Raw genomic sequence first — 21,712 nt, 5'->3', positions numbered from 1 at the left:
TGGCAAAGGATTTTGAGTGAGCCCCAAATCCCTTCGCCGGCGTTATCCGGATCAGGTTCGACGGGTATTATCTCAGCGCACACACTTTGCAGAATGCAGCACCCCGTTGAGAACGCCGCTATTGTAATGAGTTTGTGACTTTTCAGAAAGCCTTATGGATCCGGCGGGGCAAACCAGGCCGATTTAAAGTCAAACCAGCCCAGGGTGTTCATGCGCAGGCCGCGCATACTTCGCTGCCCTTGAATGCGCAGCCAGTGGTGAATGAGTGGTACCACTGAACGTTGGGCGATCAACTGCTGTGACCAGTTGGCCAGGTTTATCTCTCCGGCCTGCCAGTCGGCGGCGGCCTGCTGCCAGTCCAGTGGAATACAGTGCTGAATAAGCGGCACTTCAAACAGGTGGGCAAACAGCGAGAAATCCAGCGGCAGCGTGAAGTTGGCGCTGTTCAGCCACATGTCGCTGTGAATTTCGCCGAGATGCCACTCGTCGTAGTCGATCTCCCGGATCTCCAGCGTCACCTGATGTTCGGCGAGCAGGCGGCTCATGATCAGCGCAATGTTTTTGTGTTCCAGATGTTCCCGATAATAGGTCAGCGTCAGCGTTTCCAGCCCGGCAGGTTTGTCGCCTTTGCCCGGGCGCGCATGATGCCAGCGCGGCAACAGGCCGTAAGCCGGGAACCAGTCGCCCTGATACTGCTCATCGGCGTGATACAGCAGATTGGCCGGCGAGAGAATTTGGCTGACCCAGCGGCGAACGTCGTCGGATGCCCCTTTCTGGCTGCGGGCATCAAACAGCAGGTAATAGCAGCCTTCTTCCAGACGGCTTTCGACCGCTTTTTCGCCTTCGGTCGAGCCTTCCAGCGTTAGGCCGCAGGTCACTTCGTCCCCGATTTCCGGCAGTACCCATACATTCACTTCATCAATCAGCGCGCGATAGCCGAAGAAGTCGTCGAAGGCGTGAATTTTGAGTTGGTTCTGGTTATTGCGCGAAACAGCATAAGGCCCGGTGCCCACCGGCATGCTGGAAAAGTTGTTCATGGTTTCCCATTCGCGCGGCAGGATCATCGCCGGGATATGACCGAGCAACCACGGTAGCCAGTGATCGGGGCGAGAAAGGTGAATATCCAGCGTCCAGGTGGTGGGTGATTCGATGCGGGTAATGTGGGCGTATAGCGGCAGGGCGTTGATTCGCTGTAAGGAATGAACCACATCGTCCATTTCCAGCTCACGACCGTGATGAAAATGAATGCCTGGACGAAGATAAAAACGCCAATGCAAAGGGGAAATTTGCTGCCAGTGATGCGCAATATCCGCTTCCAGTTCCCCATTTTCCTCATTTATACGGGTCAACGCGCTGAAAATCTGCCGTGCGATGTGGGTTTCAGAGCGTCGTAACGGCGTGCCGGGCAGCAAATTACGCATCGGGCGGTAGTAAAGCACCCGCATGATGTGTCGCCCCTGGCGGAAACTGCGGCCCAGATGTGAGACCAGCATTTGGCGCACGGTGGCTTTATCGCCCACCAGTTGCACCAGCTGATCGATTCTGTCCTGCTCAAGCAGATCTTCCGCACGCTGCTGCTGGAGCGCCAGTCCGGTATAGAGAAACGTCAGGTGGGACCGCTTGCCACGCCCGGCTTCCGCTTGCCACGTCAGCCAACCGCGGTCCTCCATGGTGTTCAACAACGTTCGCATATGGCGACGTGAACAGCTGAGCAGTTCGGCCAGCTCGTTGAGCGTGGTGTCCTGGGATTTCCCGTCACAGCATTGCCATAAACGGATGAACTGTTGTTGCAGACGACCAGAGGACATAAAAGGGGAACTCCTGACGAAAACCCAGCAATTTATTTATCCTCATATTAAGCCAATAATCATTCTCGATGAAGTGAGGAGATGAATATGAAGAAGCTAACTGCTTGTGAGTTTTATCAACAGTACTTTTCGGCGACGCAGGGAGCGTCATGGCTGGCCCGCCTGGTTGCAGGAACGCGCCTGAAAATGCTGGAAGACTTGATGCAATGGGAAGTTACATGCCCGGCTTCGGATCCTCATTAACTTGACTTGATCATGTGTGACTGAGTATTGGTATCAGGCGATAGCCTTGAAAGACCCGCCAGCAGAATGCTTCTGCTGGCTTTTTTCGTTTCCCTTTTGCGATTAAGGATGAATCATGCTCTGGCTGATGACGATGGCACGACGACTGAACGGGGTGTACGCCGCGTTCATGCTGGTGGCATTTATGATGGGGATTGCGGGCGCATTACAGATGCCGACGTTGAGCCTATTTCTCAGCCGCGAAGTGGGCGCGCAGCCGTTCTGGATTGGCCTGTTTTATACCGCCAACGCCATCGTCGGGATTGCCGTGAGTCTGGGGCTGGCGAAGCGCTCGGACAACCAGGGCGACCGCCGCAAGCTGATACTGTTCTGCTGCCTGATGGCGGTTTGCAACGCGCTGCTGTTTGCCTTTAATCGTCATTATCTGACGCTGATCACCTGCGGCGTGCTGCTGGCGTCGCTGGCGAATACCGCCATGCCGCAGCTGTTTGCCCTTGCGCGTGAATACGCCGACAGCTCAGCGCGTGAAGTGGTGATGTTCAGTTCGGTGATGCGAGCGCAGCTTTCGCTGGCATGGGTAATCGGCCCGCCGCTGGCTTTTATGCTGGCGCTTAATTACGGCTTCACCGTGATGTTTTCTATTGCCGCCGGGATTTTTATCCTGAGTCTGGTCCTGATTGCCTTTGCGCTACCGTCGGTGGCGCGCGTTGAACAGCCCGCCACGGTGGCGTTGACGCAGGTCAGCGGCTGGGGCGATAAAAACGTGCGAATGCTGTTTGTGGCCTCCACGCTGATGTGGACCTGCAACACCATGTACATCATTGATATGCCGCTGTGGATCAGCAGCGATTTGGGTCTGCCGGATAAGCTCGCGGGCTTTTTGATGGGCACGGCGGCGGCTCTTGAGATCCCGGCGATGATCCTTGCGGGCTTTTACGTTAAACGCTTTGGTAAACGTCGGATGATGGTGACCGCGGTGGCAGCGGGTGTGCTGTTTTATTTCGGCCTGATTCTTTTCCACAGCCGCGAGGCGCTGTTGATATTACAGCTGTTTAACGCGGTGTTCATCGGGATCATCGCCGGGATCGGCATGCTGTGGTTCCAGGATTTGATGCCGGGCAGGGCGGGTTCTGCCACCACGCTTTTCACCAACAGTATTTCAACCGGGGTGATCCTCGCAGGTGTGATTCAGGGCGCGGTGTCGCAGAGTTGGGGGCATCAGTACGTGTATTGGGTGATTGCAGCGGTTTCAGTGGTGACGCTGGCGCTGACGTATCGGGTGAAGGATGTTTGAGTAGATAGTTGCCCAGCCGGGCCAACGATCTCATGCAGGCCCGGCAAGCATCGCGCCGCCGGGCACCACATCACGCCATAAATTCAGGCTGTTTGTTTTCGTACTCTGAAATTGACGCTTCATGCTGGAGCGTCAGCCCGATGCTGTCCAGACCGTTCAACATGCAGTGACGGCGGAACGCGTCGAGGGTAAAGCTATAGGTTTTGTCTCCCGCTTTCACCACCAGTGCTTCCAGATCCACTTCAAACTTCATGCCTGGATTGGCCTGAACTTGCTTAAACAAATCATCGACCTGCTCATCGCTCAGGGTCACTGGCAGCAACTGGTTGTTAAAGCTGTTGCCGTAGAAGATGTCGGCAAAGCTTGGGGCAATCACCACTTTAAAACCGTAGTCGGTCAACGCCCATGGGGCGTGTTCGCGCGATGAGCCGCAGCCGAAGTTTTCACGCGCCAGTAAAATAGAGGCACCTTTAAATTCCGGGAAATTCAGGACGAATTCCGGGTTAGGCTGCTCGCCTTTGTCATCAAGGAAACGCCAGTCGTTAAACAGGTGCGCGCCAAAACCGGTGCGGGTGACCTTCTGCAAAAACTGCTTCGGGATAATCGCGTCTGTATCCACGTTAGCCGCATCCAGAGGGACAACCAGGCCGGTGTGTTGGGTAAATTTCTCTGCCATGATGGTGTCCTTATTTCAAGCTACGAATGTCGGCAAAATGGCCGGTAACGGCAGCCGCTGCGGCCATCGCCGGGCTAACCAGATGCGTGCGTCCGCCGCGGCCCTGACGGCCTTCGAAGTTGCGGTTGCTGGTGGATGCGCAGCGCTCACCTGGCTCCAGACGGTCGTTGTTCATCGCCAGGCACATGGAGCAGCCCGGTAAGCGCCATTCAAAACCGGCTTCGATGAAAATCTTATCCAGACCTTCCGCTTCCGCCTGGGCTTTGACCGGGCCAGAGCCTGGTACAACTAACGCCTGAACGCCTGGTGCCACTTTACGGCCTTTGGCAATTTCTGCCGCCGCGCGCAAATCTTCAATACGGGAGTTGGTGCAAGAGCCGATAAACACTTTGTCGATAGCGACGTCGGTCAGCGGCACGCCCGCTTTCAGGCCCATATATGCCAGCGCCTTTTCAGCGCTTGCGCGTTCAACCGGATCGGCAAACGACGCCGGGTCGGGCACGTTGTCATTAACGGAAATCACCTGGCCCGGGTTGGTTCCCCAGGTTACCTGCGGCGCAATCTCTTCGGCTTGCAGGGTGACGACGGTGTCGAAGGTTGCGCCTTCGTCGGTGTTCAAGGTTTTCCAGTACGCGACAGCGTCTTCAAAATGCTGCTCTTTCGGCGCGTGCAGACGGCCCTTAACATAATTGAAGGTGGTGTCATCCGGGGCAACCAGGCCCGCTTTGGCACCCATTTCAATGGCCATGTTGCACAGGGTCATGCGGCCTTCCATGGTCAACGCCTGAATGGCGTCGCCGCAGAATTCCACCACGTGACCGGTACCGCCGGCGCTGCCGGTTTTACCGATAATCGCCAGCACGATGTCTTTGGCGGTGATGCCTGGTGCGGCTTTGCCTTTGACTTCGATTTTCATGGTTTTGGCGCGGCCCTGTTTCAGGGTTTGCGTCGCCAGCACGTGTTCAACTTCTGAGGTGCCGATCCCGAATGCCAGTGCGCCAAATGCGCCGTGGGTCGCGGTGTGGGAGTCGCCACACACGATGGTCATGCCCGGCAGGGTGATACCCTGTTCCGGCCCCATCACGTGAACGATGCCCTGATACGGGTGGTTCAGGTCGTACAGCTCAACGCCGAACTCATTACAGTTCTTGATCAGTTCCTGCATCTGGATGCGGGCCATTTCGCCGGACGCATTGATGTCTTTGGTCTGGGTCGAGACGTTGTGATCCATGGTCGCGAAGGTTTTACCCGGCTGACGCACGGGACGATGGTGCGCGCGAAGGCCATCAAACGCCTGCGGAGACGTCACTTCGTGGACCAGATGACGGTCGATATACAGGAGCGGGGTTTCGTTTGGCGCTTCGTGCACGATGTGCGCATCAAACAATTTTTCATATAACGTCTTCGCCATGATTACACCCCTTCAGCTACATAGCGGGCAATGATATCGCCCATTTCTTCGGTACTGACGGCCGCGTTGCCGCGCGCCAAATCGCCGGTACGCACGCCTTGCTCTAATGCGCGGTTGATAGCGCTTTCGATAGCGGAAGCCGCATCGTTTGCATCCAGGCTGTAGCGCAACAGCAGCGCCAGAGACAGGATTTGCGCAATCGGGTTAGCGATGTTTTTGCCCGCGATATCCGGCGCAGAGCCGCCCGCAGGTTCATAAAGACCAAAACCTTGTTCGTTGAGGCTGGCTGACGGCAACATGCCCATCGAACCGGTGATCATCGCGCATTCGTCAGACAGAATGTCGCCGAACAGGTTGGAGCACAGCAGGACGTCAAACTGCGACGGGTCCTTAATCAGCTGCATGGTGGCGTTGTCGATGTACATGTGCGCCAGCTCAACGTCCGGGTACTCTTTGGCGATTTCGTTAACGATTTCACGCCATAAAATAGAAGACTGCAACACGTTGGCTTTATCAATCGAGGTCACTTTGTGACGACGTTTGCGGGCGGATTCAAACGCGATGCGCGCGATACGCTCAATTTCAAAACGGTGATACACCTCGGTATCGAACGCTTTCTCATGCTGGCCGCTGCCTTCACGACCTTTCGGCTGACCGAAATAGATACCGCCGGTCAGTTCACGCACGCACAGAATGTCGAAGCCGTTAGCGGCGATGTCCGCGCGCAGCGGGCAAAATTCTTCCAGGCCCTGATACAGCTTGGCCGGACGCAGGTTGGAGAACAGCTTAAAGTGCTTACGCAGCGGCAGCAGCGCGCCGCGCTCTGGCTGCTCTGCCGGTGGCAGATGTTCCCATTTCGGGCCACCTACGGAACCAAACAGAATGGCATCAGCCTGCTCGCAGCCTTCAACGGTGGCCTGCGGCAGCGGTTTGCCGTGCTTGTCGATGGCGATACCGCCGACATCATAGTGGCTGGTGGTGATGCGCATTTCAAAACGCTGACGAACGGCTTCCAGTACTTTCAGGGCTTGCGCCATCACTTCCGGGCCAATACCGTCACCCGGCAAAACAGCAATATGGTAGTTCTTCGACATTACACGGTTTCCTTTTTGTTCTCGTTATTCTGCGCTTTGCGCTGCAACTCTTTTTCGACTTCATTAGCACGCCAGATGCTGTTCAGTACGTGAACCATGGCTTTGGCGGAAGACTCGACGATATCCGTTGCCAGGCCGACACCGTGGAAACGGCGTCCGTTATAGTTAGCAACGATATCCACCTGACCCAGCGCATCTTTACCGTGGCCTTTGGCGGTCAGACCGTATTTCACCAGCTCGATGTCAAACTGGGTGAGGCGGTTGATGGCCTGATAAACCGCATCGACCGGGCCGTTGCCATTGGCTGCTTCGGCTTTCACTTCCCCGCCGCAGGCCAGTTTGACCGAAGCGGTGGCGATGTCGTTGGAGCCAGACTGCACGCTGAAATAGTCCAGGCGGAAATGCTCAGGTTCTTCCTGCTGCTTATTAATGAACGCCAGGGCTTCCAGGTCGTAATCGAACACCTGACCTTTTTTGTCGGCCAGTTTCAGGAATGCGTCGTACAAATTGTCCAGGCTGTAATCGGACTCTTTGTAGCCCATTTCGTCCATGCGGTGTTTCACTGCCGCGCGGCCAGAGCGTGAGGTCAGGTTCAACTGCACCTGATTCAGGCCGATGGATTCTGGGGTCATGATTTCGTAGTTTTCTCGATTCTTCAGCACGCCGTCCTGGTGGATACCGGAGGAGTGGGCGAAGGCGCCGGTGCCGACAATCGCTTTGTTCGCCGGAATGGGCATGTTGCAAATCTGGCTGACGGTCTGACTGGTACGCCAGATTTCGTTGTGATTGATCCGGGTCTGCACGTTCATGATGTCTTTGCGGACCTTGATAGCCATGATGACTTCTTCCAGCGAACAGTTACCCGCACGCTCGCCGATGCCGTTCATTGCCCCTTCAACCTGACGCGCACCGGCGTGAACCGCGGCGATGGCGTTGCCGACTGCCAGACCTAAATCGTCATGGGTGTGGACGGAGATAATGGCTTTATCAATGTTCGGCACGCGTTCATACAGGCCGGTGATGATGTTGGCGAACTCGAACGGCATGGTGTAGCCAACGGTATCCGGGATGTTGATGGTGCGCGCCCCGGCGTTAATTGCGGCTTCTACTACGCGGGATAAATCTTCAATCGGTGTACGGCCTGCATCTTCACAAGAGAACTCAACGTCATCGGTGTAGTTACGCGCACGTTTAATCATGTAAATGGAGCGTTCGATGACTTCATCCAGCGTACTGCGCAGCTTGGTGGCGATGTGCATCGGTGAGGTAGCGATAAAAGTATGGATACGGAATGCTTCGGCCACTTTCAGGGACTCAGCCGCCACATCAATGTCTTTCTCAACGCAACGGGCTAAGCCACACACACGGCTGTTTTTGATGTTGCGCGCGATGGTCTGCACGGATTCGAAGTCGCCCGGGGAAGACACCGGGAAACCGACTTCCATTACGTCTACACCCATGCGCTCAAGGGCCAGAGCGATTTGCAGTTTCTCTTTTACGCTCAGGCTTGCCTGTAACGCCTGTTCACCGTCACGTAAGGTGGTATCGAAGATAACGACTTGTTGGCTCATGGTTTTAGGTCCTTGTCAGTCTTAGGTCGCCTTGCTACGAGCATAAAAAAACCCGCGCTAAGGCGCGGGTTTTTAGTCTTACTGGGAGATGACTTAACGCAAAACGTCGCCCACCAGTCTACCGCGCAGAGTGAATGCGTTTAGTAGTAGTAGACCGGTGAAACGAGAAGTGCGGATCATTGCGTCATGCTCCAGATGAATTCGATATGCCTTTAGTGGTACTGGATACGCAGATTGATGTCAACCTTTTCTGAGGCAGTAGGGGGAGTAAGTGACCGGGAAAAGAGAAATTTTATTAGCTAATTGTGCTAGTCCTCATCTTTTTTTTCGACGATTATCTTCATGTTGTTTCGTGAGATTAATAAAATGAATCATATCAAAATTTTTATTTTCATTTGGTAACGCATTTGGGTGCCGCAATCCCCCCTGTAACTTGATGATATCACGGGGGTTAGACGTTAATATTTTCTGAATTTAAGAATTTTCACAGTTTATTGATAAAGAATTGTTATGTGATCCAGATTGTGTTACATCACATATTTAAATTTGCTTAAGTAATCCTTTCTAAAAGCGATGTTGTCTATTCCCCCCATTTATGATTAAAATTTATCTACAAAGCGCCGGTTATTGTTTGATGGTTAATTGAACGTAGTTCTGTCTGGCTAATCTTTTTTGCTGGCGTGACTTTATAAATTCCTAAATTTGTCTGTATCTCTTTTTCTAAATGTATATGCGTGTTAAATCATATTTTCAGTATTTATTACTGCACCTAAGAAAAGGACATTAAGTGTGACAGTGGAGTCAAGTATGATCGTTGAAAAAGAAACATCGCCTACAGGTTCCGGTCAGGAGCATGTGCGCCCCCAGCTCCGCTCGGTCGATCTCAATTTATTGACCGTTTTTGATGCGGTCATGCAGGAACAAAATATTACCCGTGCAGCCCATCTGTTAGGCATGTCACAGCCCGCTGTCAGTAATGCGGTTTCGCGCCTGAAAGTCATGTTCAACGATGAACTGTTCGTGCGCTATGGCCGCGGCATCCAGCCTACCGCCAGAGCCTCTCAGCTGTTTGGTTCAGTTCGACAGGCGCTGCAGTTAGTGCAAAACGAGTTGCCGGGTTCAGGCTTCGAACCGATTAGCAGCGAGCGTGTGTTTAATCTCTGCGTGTGCAGTCCGCTGGATAATGTGTTGACCTCATTAATTCTTAATAATGTGAATAAGGTCGCACCCAATACCCATTTAGTATTTAAGTCCTGCTTAAATCAAAATACTGAACATCAGTTACGCTATCAGGAACTTGAGTTTGTTATTGGGTATGACGAATTCCGTCGTCCTGAATTTGCCTGTGTACCATTATTTCGTGATGAAATGGTGTTAGTGGCGAGTGTGAGTCATCCGCGTCTGCTGAGTCCGCTGAAAGAAAGTGATATATATCACGAAGAACATGCTGTCGTTTCCCTGGAACGCTTCGCATCATTCAGTCAGCCCTGGTACGATACGGTAGAAAAACAGGCCTGTATCGCTTATCAAGGGATGGCATTAACCAGCGCGCTTAATGTCGTCTCACAGACGGAGTTAGTGGCAATTGCACCGCGTTGGTTAGCGGAAGATTTTACCAAGAAATTGAATATTCAAATTCTGCCGCTGCCGATGAAATTAAACAGCCGTACCTGTTTCCTTTCCTGGCACGAAGCTGCGGGCCGCGATAAAGGCCATCAGTGGATGGAAGAGCTGCTGGTATCAGTTTGTCGACGTTAATCTCGACTCACTCATATCCCTTCTGATAAGCCAGATGTGAAAGCATCTGGTTTGTTCTGCAAATAACCTTATTGTTGGCATATTTCACTAATATCAATTCTTTTGATGACCTGCCGCCGCGTTAAAAATGCATGATTACCTGCAGTTGGCCCATTCCTTCGAGTTTTTTCCATCATCTTTCCTTATTCCTGAAGTATTCCACCGTTTAGTTTAAATCCAGCTTTCTTTTCTTCTGTATGGCCCCGTTATACGGGTCAGGCGACTGATTGCCTGCCTGATAGGTAGCGGTTATGTTAAGGAAATGCTGTCATTCTAAAATCAACGGGGGCGGTATAACCCTGTTGTATGACGATGCGGAAATGAGTTCCGCCGTCATTAACTAAGCCTGGAGGCAAACCATGGAGATGTTGTCTGGCGCCGAGATGGTCGTTCGATCGTTAATCGATCAGGGCGTAAAGCAGGTATTCGGCTACCCGGGAGGCGCGGTCCTCGATATTTATGATGCATTGCATACTGTGGGGGGAATCGATCACGTTCTGGTTCGCCACGAGCAGGCCGCAGTGCATATGGCTGATGGCCTGGCGCGCGCCACGGGTGAAGTGGGCGTGGTGCTGGTCACGTCTGGTCCTGGTGCGACCAATGCGATAACCGGGATTGCGACAGCCTATATGGACTCGATTCCTTTGGTTATCCTTTCAGGCCAGGTTGCGACCTCACTGATTGGCTATGATGCGTTCCAGGAATGCGACATGGTGGGCGTGTCTCGCCCGGTGGTAAAACACAGCTTCCTGGTGAAGCAAACCGAAGATATTCCCGGCGTGCTGAAGAAGGCATTCTGGCTGGCGGCCAGTGGACGTCCTGGCCCAGTGGTGGTTGATTTACCGAAAGATATCCTGAGCCCGGCCAATAAACTGCCGTACAGCTGGCCGGATGAAGTCAGCATGCGCTCATATAATCCCACCACGACTGGACACAAAGGCCAAATCAAGCGCGCGTTACAGACGCTCATTGCCGCCAAAAAACCGGTAGTGTATGTCGGCGGTGGGGCGATCACCTCGTCCAGCGAAGCCGTGCTGCGTATGCTGATTGAAAAACTGAATCTGCCTGTCGCGTCGTCGCTGATGGGATTAGGCGCGTTTCCAGCAACGCATCGCCAGGCGCTCGGCATGCTCGGTATGCATGGCACCTATGAAGCCAACATGACCATGCACAACTCCGACGTCATATTTGCCGTCGGAGTGCGCTTTGACGATCGCACCACCAACAATTTGGCGAAGTACTGCCCGAACGCCACGGTGTTGCATATCGATATCGACCCGACGTCGATTTCTAAAACCGTTTCCGCCGATGTGCCGATTGTGGGCGATGCGCGTCAGGTGCTGGAACAAATGCTGGAGCTGCTGGAGCAAGAGTCCACCACGCAGCCGTTGGATGATATCCGCGACTGGTGGCAGCAAATCGATCAGTGGCGCGCGCGTCAGTGCCTGAAGTACGACACCGAAAGCGAGCACATTAAGCCTCAGGCGGTGATTGAAACAATCTGGCGTCTGACGAAGGGCGAAGCCTATGTCACTTCTGACGTGGGTCAGCATCAGATGTTTGCGGCGCTTTATTACCCGTTCGATAAACCGCGTCACTGGATAAACTCCGGTGGCCTCGGCACGATGGGCTTCGGCCTGCCTGCGGCGTTAGGCGTCAAAATGGCGCTTCCGGCAGAAACGGTTATCTGCGTGACCGGCGATGGCAGTATCCAGATGAACATTCAGGAACTGTCTACTGCGCTGCAATACGAGCTGCCGGTGCTGGTGCTGAACCTCAACAATGGCTACCTCGGAATGGTGAAACAGTGGCAGGACATGATCTACTCCGGCCGCCATTCGCAATCCTATATGTCCTCGCTGCCGGACTTTGTTCGTCTGGCGGAGGCCTATGGTCACGTGGGGATTCGCGTCAGCGAACCGGCTGAACTGGAAGCCCGCCTGAGTGAAGCGCTGGAGCAGGTGCGTAACAACCGCCTGGTGTTTGTGGATGTCATCGTTGACGGCAGTGAGCATGTCTATCCAATGCACATCCGCGGCGGCGGTATGGATGAAATGTGGTTGAGCAAAACGGAGAGAACCTGATTATGCGCCGGATATTATCAGTCTTACTGGAGAATGAATCGGGTGCATTATCGCGCGTGATTGGGCTGTTCTCCCAGCGTGGCTACAACATTGAAAGCCTGACCGTGGCGCCGACCGACGATCCGACGCTGTCCCGCATGACTATCCAGACCGTCGGTGACGAAAAGGTTATCGAGCAGATTGAAAAGCAGCTGCACAAGCTGGTGGACGTTTTGCGCGTGAGTGAACTCGGGCAGGGCGCGCACGTCGAACGTGAAATCATGCTGGTGAAAGTGCAGGCCAGCGGTTACGGGCGCGAAGAAGTGAAGCGCAATACCGAGATCTTCCGCGGACAAATCATCGACGTCACACCGTCTATCTATACCGTCCAACTGGCGGGGACCAGCGATAAGCTCGACGCTTTCCTGGCCTCGCTGCGTGATGTGGCGCGCATTGTCGAAGTGGCCCGTTCGGGCGTTGTGGGCCTGTCGCGCGGCGACAAGATAATGCGATAACCCTGCGTTTCATCCGAAAACCATAGCCCGACCTTTGATGTCGGGCTTTTTTTTGCGAAATCAGCGGTAAGAGTCAATAAAAGCGGTTGCCGCTGTGCGCATTCTGCGCTTAGATGTTATGGAATTTATTCCATGATTTAACAATGGTTATGGATTGTACATTTTAAGCAAGGGGCAATTGTGAAACTGGATGAAATCGCCAGGCTTGCCGGCGTGTCACGCACCACGGCGAGCTATGTGATCAATGGAAAAGCGAAACAGTATCGCGTCAGCGATAAAACTGTCGAAAAGGTCATGGCCGTTGTGCGCGAGCATAACTATCATCCCAACGCCGTCGCCGCCGGTCTGCGCGCGGGCCGTACACGTTCCATTGGCCTGGTTATCCCTGATCTCGAAAACACCAGTTACACCCGCATTGCCAATTATCTTGAGCGCCAGGCCCGCCAGCGTGGCTATCAGCTGCTGATCGCCTGTTCTGAAGATCAGCCTGACAACGAAATGCGCTGTATTGAGCATCTGCTCCAGCGTCAGGTGGATGCGATCATCGTGTCGACTTCTTTGCCGCCCGAGCATCCGTTTTATCAGCGCTGGGCTAACGATCCCTTCCCGATTGTCGCCCTTGACCGCGCGCTCGATCGCGAGCATTTCACCAGCGTTGTGGGGGCCGATCAGGAAGACGCCGAAGCGCTGGGCGCTGAACTGCGTAAATTCCCGGCGGAAACAGTGCTGTATCTCGGCGCGCTACCGGAGCTTTCCGTCAGCTTCCTGCGTGAACAAGGGTTCCGTAGCGCATGGAAAGATGACCCGCGCGAAGTGAATTTCCTTTACGCAAATAGCTATGAGCGTGAAGCGGCTGCTCAGCTGTTCGAAAAATGGCTGGAAACCCATCCGATGCCACAAGCGCTGTTCACAACATCCTTTGCGCTGCTTCAGGGCGTGATGGACGTTACGCTGCGTCGTGAAGGAAAGCTGCCATCAGAATTGGCTATTGCCACCTTTGGCGATCATGAGCTTCTCGACTTCCTTCAGTGCCCTGTGTTGGCCGTGGCGCAGCGCCACCGTGATGTTGCCGAACGTGTGCTGGAAATTGTGCTGGCAAGCCTGGATGAGCCCCGTAAGCCAAAGCCAGGTCTTAGCCGTATCCGCCGTAATCTGTATCGTCGCGGAAGTCTGAGCCGCCGTTAAGCGATAATGGGAAAGGCAAGCGAATGGAATTGTCTTTCCTAATTTTCCTCCAGAAAAAGATGAAAATTCTTATTCAGACAATTCCTTAAGTTTCTTCCAATCACTATAAAACTTTCTTTTTAAACAAGCCCAGCGGTATTAATTTAGGTTAATGAAAAGTAAAGAACGGTTTCTTTTGTATTGTTTTGTTACATTCATGTCGCCTTTTGCAGAATTAACAGTCACTTCATTCACGCTCTCACATTTCCTCACGCTTTAAGGGCTCCGGGCTGGCATAAACAGTTCCAGCAAGGGCTATTAACGCGGAGGAGAATGTCCTAAAATGCCGCGCACGTCGCAAACTGACACTTTATATTTTCACCTTTGTGAAATTGAGTTGTTCTAAAACGTTACGAACCTGTTGGTTTTTTTCTCGCCACTATTCATGACGTTATTTTGCCTCGTTCGCTGGACAGAAATTAATCAAGGCGAATATTGGTGCTTATTATTGAGTTTTCTTACTCGTATGGCATCAGTGCTGGCTTGACAAGCTTTTCCTCCGCTCCGTAAACTCCTTTAGGTGGGGATTTGTGGGCGAAAGTGGAGAAAAGGGGTGAGGCTGGCATGTTCCGTGGAGCTACGTTAGTCAATCTCGACAGCAAGGGGCGTTTAGCCGTCCCAACCCGATACCGGGATTTGCTGCTTGAGAACGCTGCTGGTCAATTGGTGTGCACCATTGACATCCATCACCCATGCCTGCTGCTTTACCCGCTGCCCGAATGGGAAATCATCGAGCAAAAATTGTCGCGACTGTCGAGCATGAACCCCGCAGAACGCCGCGTACAGCGTCTGTTGCTGGGGCATGCCAGCGAATGTCAAATGGACAACGCCGGTCGTTTGCTGATTGCGCCGGTTTTACGGCAACACGCCGGACTGACCAAAGAAGTGATGCTGGTCGGACAGTTCAACAAGTTTGAACTGTGGGATGAAACGACCTGGTATCAACGAGTCAAGGAAGATATCGACGCTGAGCAGTCCGCCTCTGGAGAATTGTCGGAGCGGTTGCAGGACTTGTCCTTATAAAATGATGGAAAATTTTAAACATACAACGGTACTGCTGGACGAGGCTGTAAACGGTCTGAATATTCGTCCTGACGGTATCTATATTGACGGCACTTTTGGTCGTGGTGGTCACTCACGCCTGATCCTTTTGCAACTGGGAGCGGAAGGGCAGTTGTTGGCTATCGACAGGGATCCAGAAGCTATCGCTGTGGCGAATGCCATCGATGACTCCCGCTTTTCCATTGTGCATGGACCTTTTTCTGCGCTGGCTGATTACGTTAGCGAGCGCGGCCTTACAGGCAAGATCGACGGCATTCTGCTCGATCTTGGTGTCTCTTCACCCCAGCTTGACGATGCGGAACGCGGCTTCTCCTTCATGCGTGACGGACCGCTGGATATGCGTATGGACCCCTCACGTGGCCAGTCCGCAGCCGAGTGGCTGCTGAACGCAGAAGAAGCCGATATCGCCTGGGTTATCAAAACCTTTGGCGAAGAGCGTTTTGGCAAACGTATTGCCCGCGCCATCGTTGAGCGTAACCGCATTGAGCCAATGACCCGCACCAAAGAACTGGCGGAAGTCATTGCCGCGGCGATGCCGGTGAAAGACAAATTCAAACATCCTGCGACCCGTACTTTCCAGGCGGTGCGCATCTGGGTGAACAGTGAACTTGAGGAGATAGAGCAGGCGCTAAAAAGCTCGCTCAGCGTGCTGGCCCCGGGTGGGCGGCTCTCCATCATCAGTTTCCACTCGCTGGAAGACCGCATTGTGAAACGCTTTATGCGTGAGCAAAGCCGCGGTCCGCAGGTTCCGGCAGGGTTACCGATGACCGAAGAGCAACTCAGGAAACTGGGTGGCCGCTATCTGCGAGCACTAGGCAAGTTGATGCCGGGCGAACAAGAAGTGGCAGAGAATCCACGCGCTCGTAGTTCAGTACTGCGTATTGCAGAGAGGACGAACGCATGATCAGCAGAGTGTCAGAAGCCCTAAGCAAAGTGAAAGGGTCGTTAGGAAGCAACGAGCGCCATGCCTTGCCTGGCGTGATCGGCGACGACCTTTTGCGGTTTGGGAAGCTGCCACTCTGCCTGTTCATTTGCATTATTTTGTCGGCAATAACGGTGGTCACGACGGCGCACCATACCCGTTTGTTGACCGCACAACGTGAACAGCTGGTTCTGGAACGCGATGCTCTGGATATTGAGTGGCGTAACCTGATCCTTGAAGAGAATGCACTCGGCGACCATAGCCGGGTTGAGCGGATCGCCACGGAGAAGCTGCAAATGCAGCATGTCGATCCTTCCCAGGAAAACATCGTTGTACAAAAATAAGGATTATCACGACGCATGAAAGCAGCGGCAAAGACGCTTAAACCAAAACGTCAGGAAGCACAGGCCAACTTTATTAGTTGGCGTTTTGCGTTGCTTTGCGGCTGTATTTTGCTGGCGATGGCGTTCCTGCTGGGTCGTGTAGCATGGTTGCAGATAATCAACCCGGACATGCTGGTGCGTCAGGGTGACATGCGCTCCCTGCGCGTGCAGGAAGTCACCACGTCGCGCGGCATGATAACCGACCGCTCTGGCCGCCCATTGGCGGTGAGTGTGCCGGTGAAGGCTATCTGGGCCGATCCGAAAGAACTGCATGATGCAGGCGGCGTCAGCATCGATAACCGCTGGAAGGCGTTGGCCGATGCGCTGAACATGCCGCTCGATCAGCTGGCCGCGCGCATCAACACCAACCCGCGTATGCGCTTTATCTATCTTGCGCGTCAGGTCAATCCTGACATGGCCGACTACATCAAAAAACTGAAGCTGCCAGGCATTCATCTCCGTGAAGAATCTCGTCGTTACTATCCATCCGGAGAAGTAACCTCTCACCTTATCGGTTTCACTAACGTGGACAGCCAGGGTATCGAAGGCGTCGAAAAGAGCTTTGATAAATGGCTAACCGGGCAGTCGGGCGAGCGCATCGTGCGTAAAGACCGCTACGGTCGCGTGATTGAAGATATCTCCTCGACCGACAGCCAGGCCGCACATAACCTGGCGTTAAGCATTGATGAACGCCTGCAAGCCCTGGTTTATCGCGAATTAAATAACGCCGTGGCGTTTAACAAAGCGGAATCCGGCAGCGCGGTACTGGTGGATGTCAGCACGGGTGAAGTGCTGGCGATGGCCAATAGCCCCTCCTACAACCCGAATAATCTGACCGGTACGCAGAAAGACATTATGCGTAACCGCACCATTACTGACGTGTTCGAACCCGGTTCGACCGTTAAACCGATGGTGGTGATGACCGCGCTGCAACGCGGGATCGTCAATGAAAATACCGTTCTGAACACCATTCCATACCGAATTAACGGCCACGAAATCAAAGACGTGGCGCGCTACAGCGAATTAACCCTGACCGGGGTACTACAGAAGTCGAGTAACGTCGGTGTCTCCAAGCTGGCGTTAGCGATGCCGTCCTCAGCGTTAGTAGATACTTACGCACGCTTTGGACTGGGAAAAGCGACCAATTTGGGGTTGGTCGGAGAACGCAGTGGCTTATATCCTCAAAAACAACGGTGGTCTGACATAGAGAGGGCCACCTTCTCTTTCGGCTACGGGCTAATGGTAACGCCGTTACAGTTAGCGCGAGTCTACGCAACGATTGGCAGCTACGGGGTCTATCGCCCGCTGTCGATTACCAAAGTTGATCCCCCGGTTCCCGGTGAGCGTATCTTCCCGGAACCTATCGTACGTACCGTGGTTCACATGATGGAAAGTGTGGCGCTGCCCGGCGGCGGCGGCGTAAAAGCGGCCATCAAAGGTTATCGCATCGCGATTAAAACCGGTACGGCGAAGAAAGTAGGTCCAGACGGTAAGTACATCAACAAATACATTGCTTACACCGCGGGCGTTGCGCCAGCCAGCCAGCCGCGTTTCGCGCTGGTGGTGGTCATCAACGATCCGCAGGCAGGTAAATATTACGGCGGTGCCGTTTCCGCGCCGGTGTTCGGTGCCATCATGGGCGGCGTCCTGCGCACCATGAACATTGAACCCGATGCGCTGGCAACGGGCGATAAAAGTGAATTTGTGACGAATCAAGGCGAGGGAACAGGTGGCAGATCGTAATTTGCGCGACCTTCTTGCTCCGTGGGTGCCAAACGCACCGGAGCGGGTACTGCGAGAGATGACACTCGACAGCCGTGTGGCGGCGTCGGGCGACCTCTTTGTGGCTGTTTTAGGTCATCAGGCGGACGGGCGTCGATATATCCCGCAGGCGATAGCGCAAGGTGTAGCTGCCATTATTGCTGAAGCAAAAGATGAAGCAGCGGATGGCGAAATCCGCGAAATGCACGGCGTACCGGTCATCTATCTCAGCCAGCTTAACGAACGTTTGTCCGCCCTGGCGGGGCGTTTCTACAACCAGCCTTCAGAACAATTGCGCCTGGTCGGCGTGACCGGGACCAACGGCAAAACGACTATCACCCAGCTTCTGGCGCAATGGGCGCAGCTGCTCGGTGAAACCAGCGCCGTGATGGGCACCGTGGGCAATGGCCTGCTGGACAAAGTCATTCCAACCGAAAACACCACCGGTTCTGCGGTCGACGTACAGCATGTACTGTCTGGCCTGGCAGGGCAGGGTGCCTCTTTTGCGGCGATGGAAGTGTCCTCTCACGGTCTGGTTCAGCATCGCGTATCGGCGCTGAAATTTGTCGCCTCGGTGTTTACCAACCTCAGCCGCGATCATCTTGATTACCACGGCGACATGGAACAATACGAAGCGGCGAAGTGGATGCTGTATTCCACGCACCATTTTGGTCAGGCGATTATTAACGCCGATGACGAAGTGGGCCGTCGCTGGCTGGCAAAACTGCCGGACGCCGTCGCGGTGTCGATGGAAGACCATATTAATCCAAACTGTCATGGTCGCTGGCTGAAAGCCACTGCGGTGAATTACCACGACAGCGGAGCGACCATTCACTTCGACTCCAGCTGGGGCGAAGGCGAAATCGAAAGCCGCCTGATGGGCGCGTTTAACGTCAGCAACCTTCTTCTGGCATTGGCGACTCTGCTGGCGCTGGATTACCCACTGGCTGACCTGCTGAAATGTGCGGGGCGTTTGCAGCCGGTTTGCGGCCGTATGGAAGTGTTCAGCGCACCAGGAAAACCGACCGTGGTGGTGGATTATGCCCACACGCCGGACGCCCTGGAAAAAGCGCTCGAAGCCGCGCGACTGCACTGCACCGGAACGCTGTGGTGCGTGTTTGGCTGCGGCGGCGATCGCGACAAAGGCAAACGTCCACTGATGGGCGCTATTGCTGAACAGTTCGCGGACATCGCCGTAGTAACGGACGACAACCCGCGTACCGAAGAGCCGCGCGCCATCATCAACGATATTCTCGCCGGGATGCTCGACGCAGGCCGGGCGAAAGTGATGGAAGGCCGCGCTGAAGCCGTGACCGCCACCATCATGCAGGCCAAAGAGAACGATGTCGTGCTGCTGGCCGGTAAAGGTCACGAAGACTACCAAATCGTTGGCAATCGCCGTCTCGACTATTCCGACCGCGTTACAGCGGCACGTTTGCTGGGAGTCGTCGCATGATTAGCCTTCCACTGAGCCGCATTGCAGAGATCCTCAACGGTGAGCTGTTGGGCCAGGATGCCACGATTGATGATGTGACCACCGATACCCGCAAAATCACGGCGGGCTGTCTGTTTGTGGCCCTCAAAGGCGAGCGTTTCGATGCCCACGACTTTGCCGAGCAGGCCAAAGCCGCTGGCGCAGGCGCTCTGCTGGTCAGCCGCAAACTGGATTGTGATTTACCGCAGGTAGTGGTGGAAGACACCCGTCTGGCTTTTGGCGAGCTGGCAGCCTGGGTACGTCAGCAGGTGCCGACGCGCGTTGTCGCCTTAACCGGTTCTTCCGGTAAAACCTCGGTGAAAGAGATGGCGGCGTCCATTCTCAGCCAGTGTGGCAACACGCTGTACACCGCAGGCAATCTGAATAACGACATCGGCGTGCCAATGACGCTGCTGCGTCTCACGAAAGAACACGAATTTGCAGTGATTGAATTAGGCGCGAACCATCAGGGCGAAATTGCCTGGACCGTCGATCTGACGCGTCCTGAAGCCGCGCTGGTGAATAACCTGGCTGCCGCGCATCTGGAAGGCTTCGGCTCTCTGGGGGGCGTTGCTAAAGCGAAAGGCGAAATCTACAGCGGCCTGCCGCTGAACGGCATCGCGATTATGAACGCCGATAATAACGACTGGCTGAACTGGCAGAGCGTGATTGGCGATCGCAAGGTGTGGCGCTTCTCGCCGAATGCGGCGAACAGTGATTTCACTGCCAACAACATTCACGTCACCAGCCACGGGACCGAATTCACGTTGCAGACTCCGGTTGGCAACGTCGACGTTCTGCTGCCGCTGCCGGGCCGTCACAATATCGCCAATGCGCTGGCCGCAGCGGCGCTGACGATGGCAGTCGGTGCAGACTTAGCCGCGGTGAAAGCCGGTCTCGCCACGTTGAAAGCCGTGCCGGGCCGTCTGTTCCCGATTGAACTGGCCGAAAACCAGCTGCTGCTTGATGACTCCTACAATGCCAACGTCGGGTCAATGACTGCGGCGGCGCAGGTGCTGTCCGAAATGCCAGGCTTCCGCGTGATGGTCGTTGGTGACATGGCAGAGCTCGGCGACGAAAGCGAAGCCTGTCACCACCAGGTGGGTGAAGCGGCGAAAGCGGCGGGCATCGACTGCGTCATCAGCGTCGGCACCCTCAGTAAAACGATTAGCGATGCCAGCGGCGTCGGCGAGCATTTTGCCGACAAGCCTGCAGCGATTTCACGTCTGAAAACGCTTATCAAAGAGCATCAGATCATTACCATTTTAGTGAAAGGTTCACGTAGCGCTGCCATGGAAGAGGTGGTTCGCGCTCTACAGGAGAACGGAACATGTTAGTTTGGCTGGCCGAACATTTGGTCAAGTATTACTCAGGCTTTAACGTCTTTTCCTATCTGACGTTTCGCGCCATCGTCAGCCTGCTGACCGCGCTGTTCATCTCCCTGTGGATGGGCCCGCGTATGATCGCCCGTCTGCAAAAATTAGCGTTTGGCCAGGTCGTGCGTAACGACGGCCCAGAGTCGCATTTCAGTAAACGCGGTACGCCAACCATGGGCGGGATCATGATCCTGACCGCGATTGTGGTGTCTGTTCTGCTGTGGGCTTACCCGTCTAACCCGTACGTCTGGTGCGTGCTGGTGGTGCTGGTGGGTTACGGCATCATCGGCTTCGTCGATGACTACCGCAAAGTGGTGCGCAAAGACACCAAAGGCCTGATTGCCCGCTGGAAATACTTCTGGATGTCGGTGATTGCGCTGGGCGTGGCCTTCGCGCTGTACATGGTCGGAAAAGATACGCCAGCCACCGAGCTGGTTGTGCCGTTCTTTAAGGACGTCATGCCGCAGCTCGGCATCTTCTACATCGTGCTGGCCTACTTCGTCATTGTTGGTACCGGTAATGCGGTAAACCTGACGGACGGCCTCGACGGTCTGGCGATCATGCCGACGGTCTTCGTGGCGGCGGGCTTCGCGCTGGTGGCATGGGCGACCGGTAACATGAACTTTGCCAACTATCTGCACATTCCGTATTTGCGCCATGCCGGTGAGCTGGTGATTGTCTGTACGGCGATCGTCGGGGCCGGTTTAGGCTTCCTGTGGTTCAACACTTACCCGGCTCAGGTCTTCATGGGCGACGTGGGTTCTCTGGCATTGGGCGGCGCGCTCGGCATTATCGCCGTGCTGCTGCGTCAGGAATTCCTGTTGTTGATCATGGGCGGCGTGTTTGTGGTTGAAACCCTGTCGGTCATTTTGCAGGTCGGCTCCTTCAAGCTGCGCGGTCAGCGCATCTTCCGTATGGCGCCAATTCATCACCACTATGAGCTGAAAGGCTGGCCGGAACCGCGCGTGATCGTGCGCTTCTGGATTATCTCGCTGATGCTGGTCCTGATTGGCCTGGCCACGCTGAAGGTGCGTTAAT

At 54.5% G+C, this 21,712-nt stretch carries 19 protein-coding genes and 1 riboswitch; of the genes, 13 read left to right on the top strand and 6 right to left on the bottom strand.

Annotated features, from left to right (window positions below; translation table 11 throughout):
* Window positions 1-10 precede the first annotated feature (10 nt).
* A riboswitch (TPP riboswitch) is annotated at window positions 11-116 on the bottom strand.
* Window positions 117-152: 36 nt separating this feature from the next.
* The gene (gene sgrR / locus A8O29_RS19260; protein ID WP_125354601.1) at window positions 153-1,808 is read right to left on the bottom strand and encodes an HTH-type transcriptional regulator SgrR; all 1,656 of its coding nucleotides are present in this window, start codon (window positions 1,806-1,808) and stop codon (window positions 153-155) included.
* A gap of 87 nt (window positions 1,809-1,895) precedes the next feature.
* Here sgrR and sgrT point away from each other — a divergent pair, with 87 nt between their 5' ends.
* Window positions 1,896-2,051 carry a glucose uptake inhibitor SgrT gene (gene sgrT, locus A8O29_RS19255; protein ID WP_110510748.1) on the top strand — a complete coding sequence of 52 codons (156 nt, stop codon included), beginning with the start codon at window positions 1,896-1,898 and terminating at the stop codon, window positions 2,049-2,051.
* Between the two features lie 115 nt (window positions 2,052-2,166).
* Entirely contained in the window at window positions 2,167-3,345 is a 1,179-nt protein-coding gene (locus tag A8O29_RS19250; protein ID WP_125354600.1) for a sugar efflux transporter, read from the top strand.
* Window positions 3,346-3,415: 70 nt separating this feature from the next.
* Here A8O29_RS19250 and leuD read toward each other — a convergent pair whose 3' ends face one another.
* The 5 genes from leuD to leuL form a co-directional block, all read right to left on the bottom strand.
* Window positions 3,416-4,021 carry a 3-isopropylmalate dehydratase small subunit gene (gene leuD / locus A8O29_RS19245; protein ID WP_125354599.1) on the bottom strand — a complete coding sequence of 202 codons (606 nt, stop codon included), beginning with the start codon at window positions 4,019-4,021 and terminating at the stop codon, window positions 3,416-3,418.
* 10 nt (window positions 4,022-4,031) lie between these two features.
* On the bottom strand, window positions 4,032-5,432 hold the full coding sequence (gene leuC / locus A8O29_RS19240) for a 3-isopropylmalate dehydratase large subunit (protein ID WP_125354598.1): 1,401 nt from the start codon (window positions 5,430-5,432) through the stop codon (window positions 4,032-4,034).
* A 2-nt stretch (window positions 5,433-5,434) separates the two neighbouring features.
* A complete protein-coding gene (gene leuB / locus A8O29_RS19235; protein ID WP_110510752.1) occupies window positions 5,435-6,526 on the bottom strand; it encodes a 3-isopropylmalate dehydrogenase in 1,092 nt (363 codons plus the stop codon).
* A complete protein-coding gene (gene leuA, locus A8O29_RS19230) occupies window positions 6,526-8,097 on the bottom strand; it encodes a 2-isopropylmalate synthase (RefSeq protein ID WP_125354597.1) in 1,572 nt (523 codons plus the stop codon). The genes leuB and leuA overlap by 1 nt, the downstream gene beginning before the upstream one ends.
* Before the next feature lie 93 nt (window positions 8,098-8,190).
* The gene (gene leuL / locus A8O29_RS22985) at window positions 8,191-8,277 is read right to left on the bottom strand and encodes a leu operon leader peptide (protein WP_125354637.1); all 87 of its coding nucleotides are present in this window, start codon (window positions 8,275-8,277) and stop codon (window positions 8,191-8,193) included.
* A 627-nt stretch (window positions 8,278-8,904) separates the two neighbouring features.
* Between leuL and leuO the strand changes: the two genes are divergently transcribed.
* From leuO to mraY, 11 genes are all read left to right on the top strand, one after another.
* On the top strand, window positions 8,905-9,855 hold the full coding sequence (gene leuO / locus A8O29_RS19220; RefSeq protein ID WP_174081398.1) for a transcriptional regulator LeuO: 951 nt from the start codon (window positions 8,905-8,907) through the stop codon (window positions 9,853-9,855).
* Window positions 9,856-10,253: 398 nt separating this feature from the next.
* Window positions 10,254-11,978 carry an acetolactate synthase 3 large subunit gene (gene ilvI / locus A8O29_RS19215; protein ID WP_125354596.1) on the top strand — a complete coding sequence of 575 codons (1,725 nt, stop codon included), beginning with the start codon at window positions 10,254-10,256 and terminating at the stop codon, window positions 11,976-11,978.
* A 2-nt stretch (window positions 11,979-11,980) separates the two neighbouring features.
* Complete coding sequence (ilvN, locus tag A8O29_RS19210) at window positions 11,981-12,472, top strand: acetolactate synthase small subunit (RefSeq protein WP_097162857.1); 492 nt, start codon at window positions 11,981-11,983, stop codon at window positions 12,470-12,472.
* 180 nt (window positions 12,473-12,652) lie between these two features.
* On the top strand, window positions 12,653-13,657 hold the full coding sequence (cra, locus tag A8O29_RS19205; RefSeq protein WP_125354595.1) for a catabolite repressor/activator: 1,005 nt from the start codon (window positions 12,653-12,655) through the stop codon (window positions 13,655-13,657).
* A gap of 603 nt (window positions 13,658-14,260) precedes the next feature.
* The gene (gene mraZ, locus A8O29_RS19200) at window positions 14,261-14,719 is read left to right on the top strand and encodes a division/cell wall cluster transcriptional repressor MraZ (RefSeq protein ID WP_110510758.1); all 459 of its coding nucleotides are present in this window, start codon (window positions 14,261-14,263) and stop codon (window positions 14,717-14,719) included.
* Between the two features lies 1 nt (window position 14,720).
* Window positions 14,721-15,662, top strand: coding sequence for a 16S rRNA (cytosine(1402)-N(4))-methyltransferase RsmH (rsmH, locus tag A8O29_RS19195; RefSeq protein ID WP_125354594.1), 942 nt, complete (start codon window positions 14,721-14,723; stop codon window positions 15,660-15,662).
* A complete protein-coding gene (gene ftsL, locus A8O29_RS19190; protein ID WP_110510760.1) occupies window positions 15,659-16,024 on the top strand; it encodes a cell division protein FtsL in 366 nt (121 codons plus the stop codon). The genes rsmH and ftsL overlap by 4 nt, the downstream gene beginning before the upstream one ends.
* Window positions 16,025-16,039: 15 nt before the next feature.
* Window positions 16,040-17,806 carry a peptidoglycan glycosyltransferase FtsI gene (locus tag A8O29_RS19185; RefSeq protein ID WP_110510761.1) on the top strand — a complete coding sequence of 589 codons (1,767 nt, stop codon included), beginning with the start codon at window positions 16,040-16,042 and terminating at the stop codon, window positions 17,804-17,806.
* A complete protein-coding gene (murE, locus tag A8O29_RS19180; protein WP_125354593.1) occupies window positions 17,793-19,280 on the top strand; it encodes a UDP-N-acetylmuramoyl-L-alanyl-D-glutamate--2,6-diaminopimelate ligase in 1,488 nt (495 codons plus the stop codon). The genes A8O29_RS19185 and murE overlap by 14 nt, the downstream gene beginning before the upstream one ends.
* On the top strand, window positions 19,277-20,635 hold the full coding sequence (gene murF, locus A8O29_RS19175) for a UDP-N-acetylmuramoyl-tripeptide--D-alanyl-D-alanine ligase (protein ID WP_125354592.1): 1,359 nt from the start codon (window positions 19,277-19,279) through the stop codon (window positions 20,633-20,635). Before murE ends, murF begins: the two co-directional genes overlap by 4 nt.
* Complete coding sequence (gene mraY, locus A8O29_RS19170) at window positions 20,629-21,711, top strand: phospho-N-acetylmuramoyl-pentapeptide-transferase (RefSeq protein ID WP_110510764.1); 1,083 nt, start codon at window positions 20,629-20,631, stop codon at window positions 21,709-21,711. The genes murF and mraY overlap by 7 nt, the downstream gene beginning before the upstream one ends.
* Window position 21,712: the final 1 nt, after the last annotated feature.

Source organism: Scandinavium goeteborgense, from assembly GCF_003935895.2.
Lineage (GTDB): Bacteria > Pseudomonadota > Gammaproteobacteria > Enterobacterales > Enterobacteriaceae > Scandinavium > Scandinavium goeteborgense.
Note: the sequence above shows the minus strand (reverse complement) of the source record. Positions and strands in the feature narration are given on the sequence as shown.

Coding starts and splice junctions, on each gene's coding strand:
- mraY (WP_110510764.1), top strand. CDS start 20,629: ATGTTAGTTTGGCTGGCCGAACATTTGGTCAAGTATTACTCAGGCTTT.
- leuB (WP_110510752.1), bottom strand. CDS start 6,526: ATGTCGAAGAACTACCATATTGCTGTTTTGCCGGGTGACGGTATTGGC.
- A8O29_RS19250 (WP_125354600.1), top strand. CDS start 2,167: ATGCTCTGGCTGATGACGATGGCACGACGACTGAACGGGGTGTACGCC.
- murF (WP_125354592.1), top strand. CDS start 19,277: ATGATTAGCCTTCCACTGAGCCGCATTGCAGAGATCCTCAACGGTGAG.
- ilvN (WP_097162857.1), top strand. CDS start 11,981: ATGCGCCGGATATTATCAGTCTTACTGGAGAATGAATCGGGTGCATTA.
- ilvI (WP_125354596.1), top strand. CDS start 10,254: ATGGAGATGTTGTCTGGCGCCGAGATGGTCGTTCGATCGTTAATCGAT.
- ftsL (WP_110510760.1), top strand. CDS start 15,659: ATGATCAGCAGAGTGTCAGAAGCCCTAAGCAAAGTGAAAGGGTCGTTA.
- leuL (WP_125354637.1), bottom strand. CDS start 8,277: ATGATCCGCACTTCTCGTTTCACCGGTCTACTACTACTAAACGCATTC.
- sgrR (WP_125354601.1), bottom strand. CDS start 1,808: ATGTCCTCTGGTCGTCTGCAACAACAGTTCATCCGTTTATGGCAATGC.
- leuA (WP_125354597.1), bottom strand. CDS start 8,097: ATGAGCCAACAAGTCGTTATCTTCGATACCACCTTACGTGACGGTGAA.
- rsmH (WP_125354594.1), top strand. CDS start 14,721: ATGATGGAAAATTTTAAACATACAACGGTACTGCTGGACGAGGCTGTA.
- leuD (WP_125354599.1), bottom strand. CDS start 4,021: ATGGCAGAGAAATTTACCCAACACACCGGCCTGGTTGTCCCTCTGGAT.
- leuC (WP_125354598.1), bottom strand. CDS start 5,432: ATGGCGAAGACGTTATATGAAAAATTGTTTGATGCGCACATCGTGCAC.
- leuO (WP_174081398.1), top strand. CDS start 8,905: ATGATCGTTGAAAAAGAAACATCGCCTACAGGTTCCGGTCAGGAGCAT.
- mraZ (WP_110510758.1), top strand. CDS start 14,261: ATGTTCCGTGGAGCTACGTTAGTCAATCTCGACAGCAAGGGGCGTTTA.
- sgrT (WP_110510748.1), top strand. CDS start 1,896: ATGAAGAAGCTAACTGCTTGTGAGTTTTATCAACAGTACTTTTCGGCG.
- A8O29_RS19185 (WP_110510761.1), top strand. CDS start 16,040: ATGAAAGCAGCGGCAAAGACGCTTAAACCAAAACGTCAGGAAGCACAG.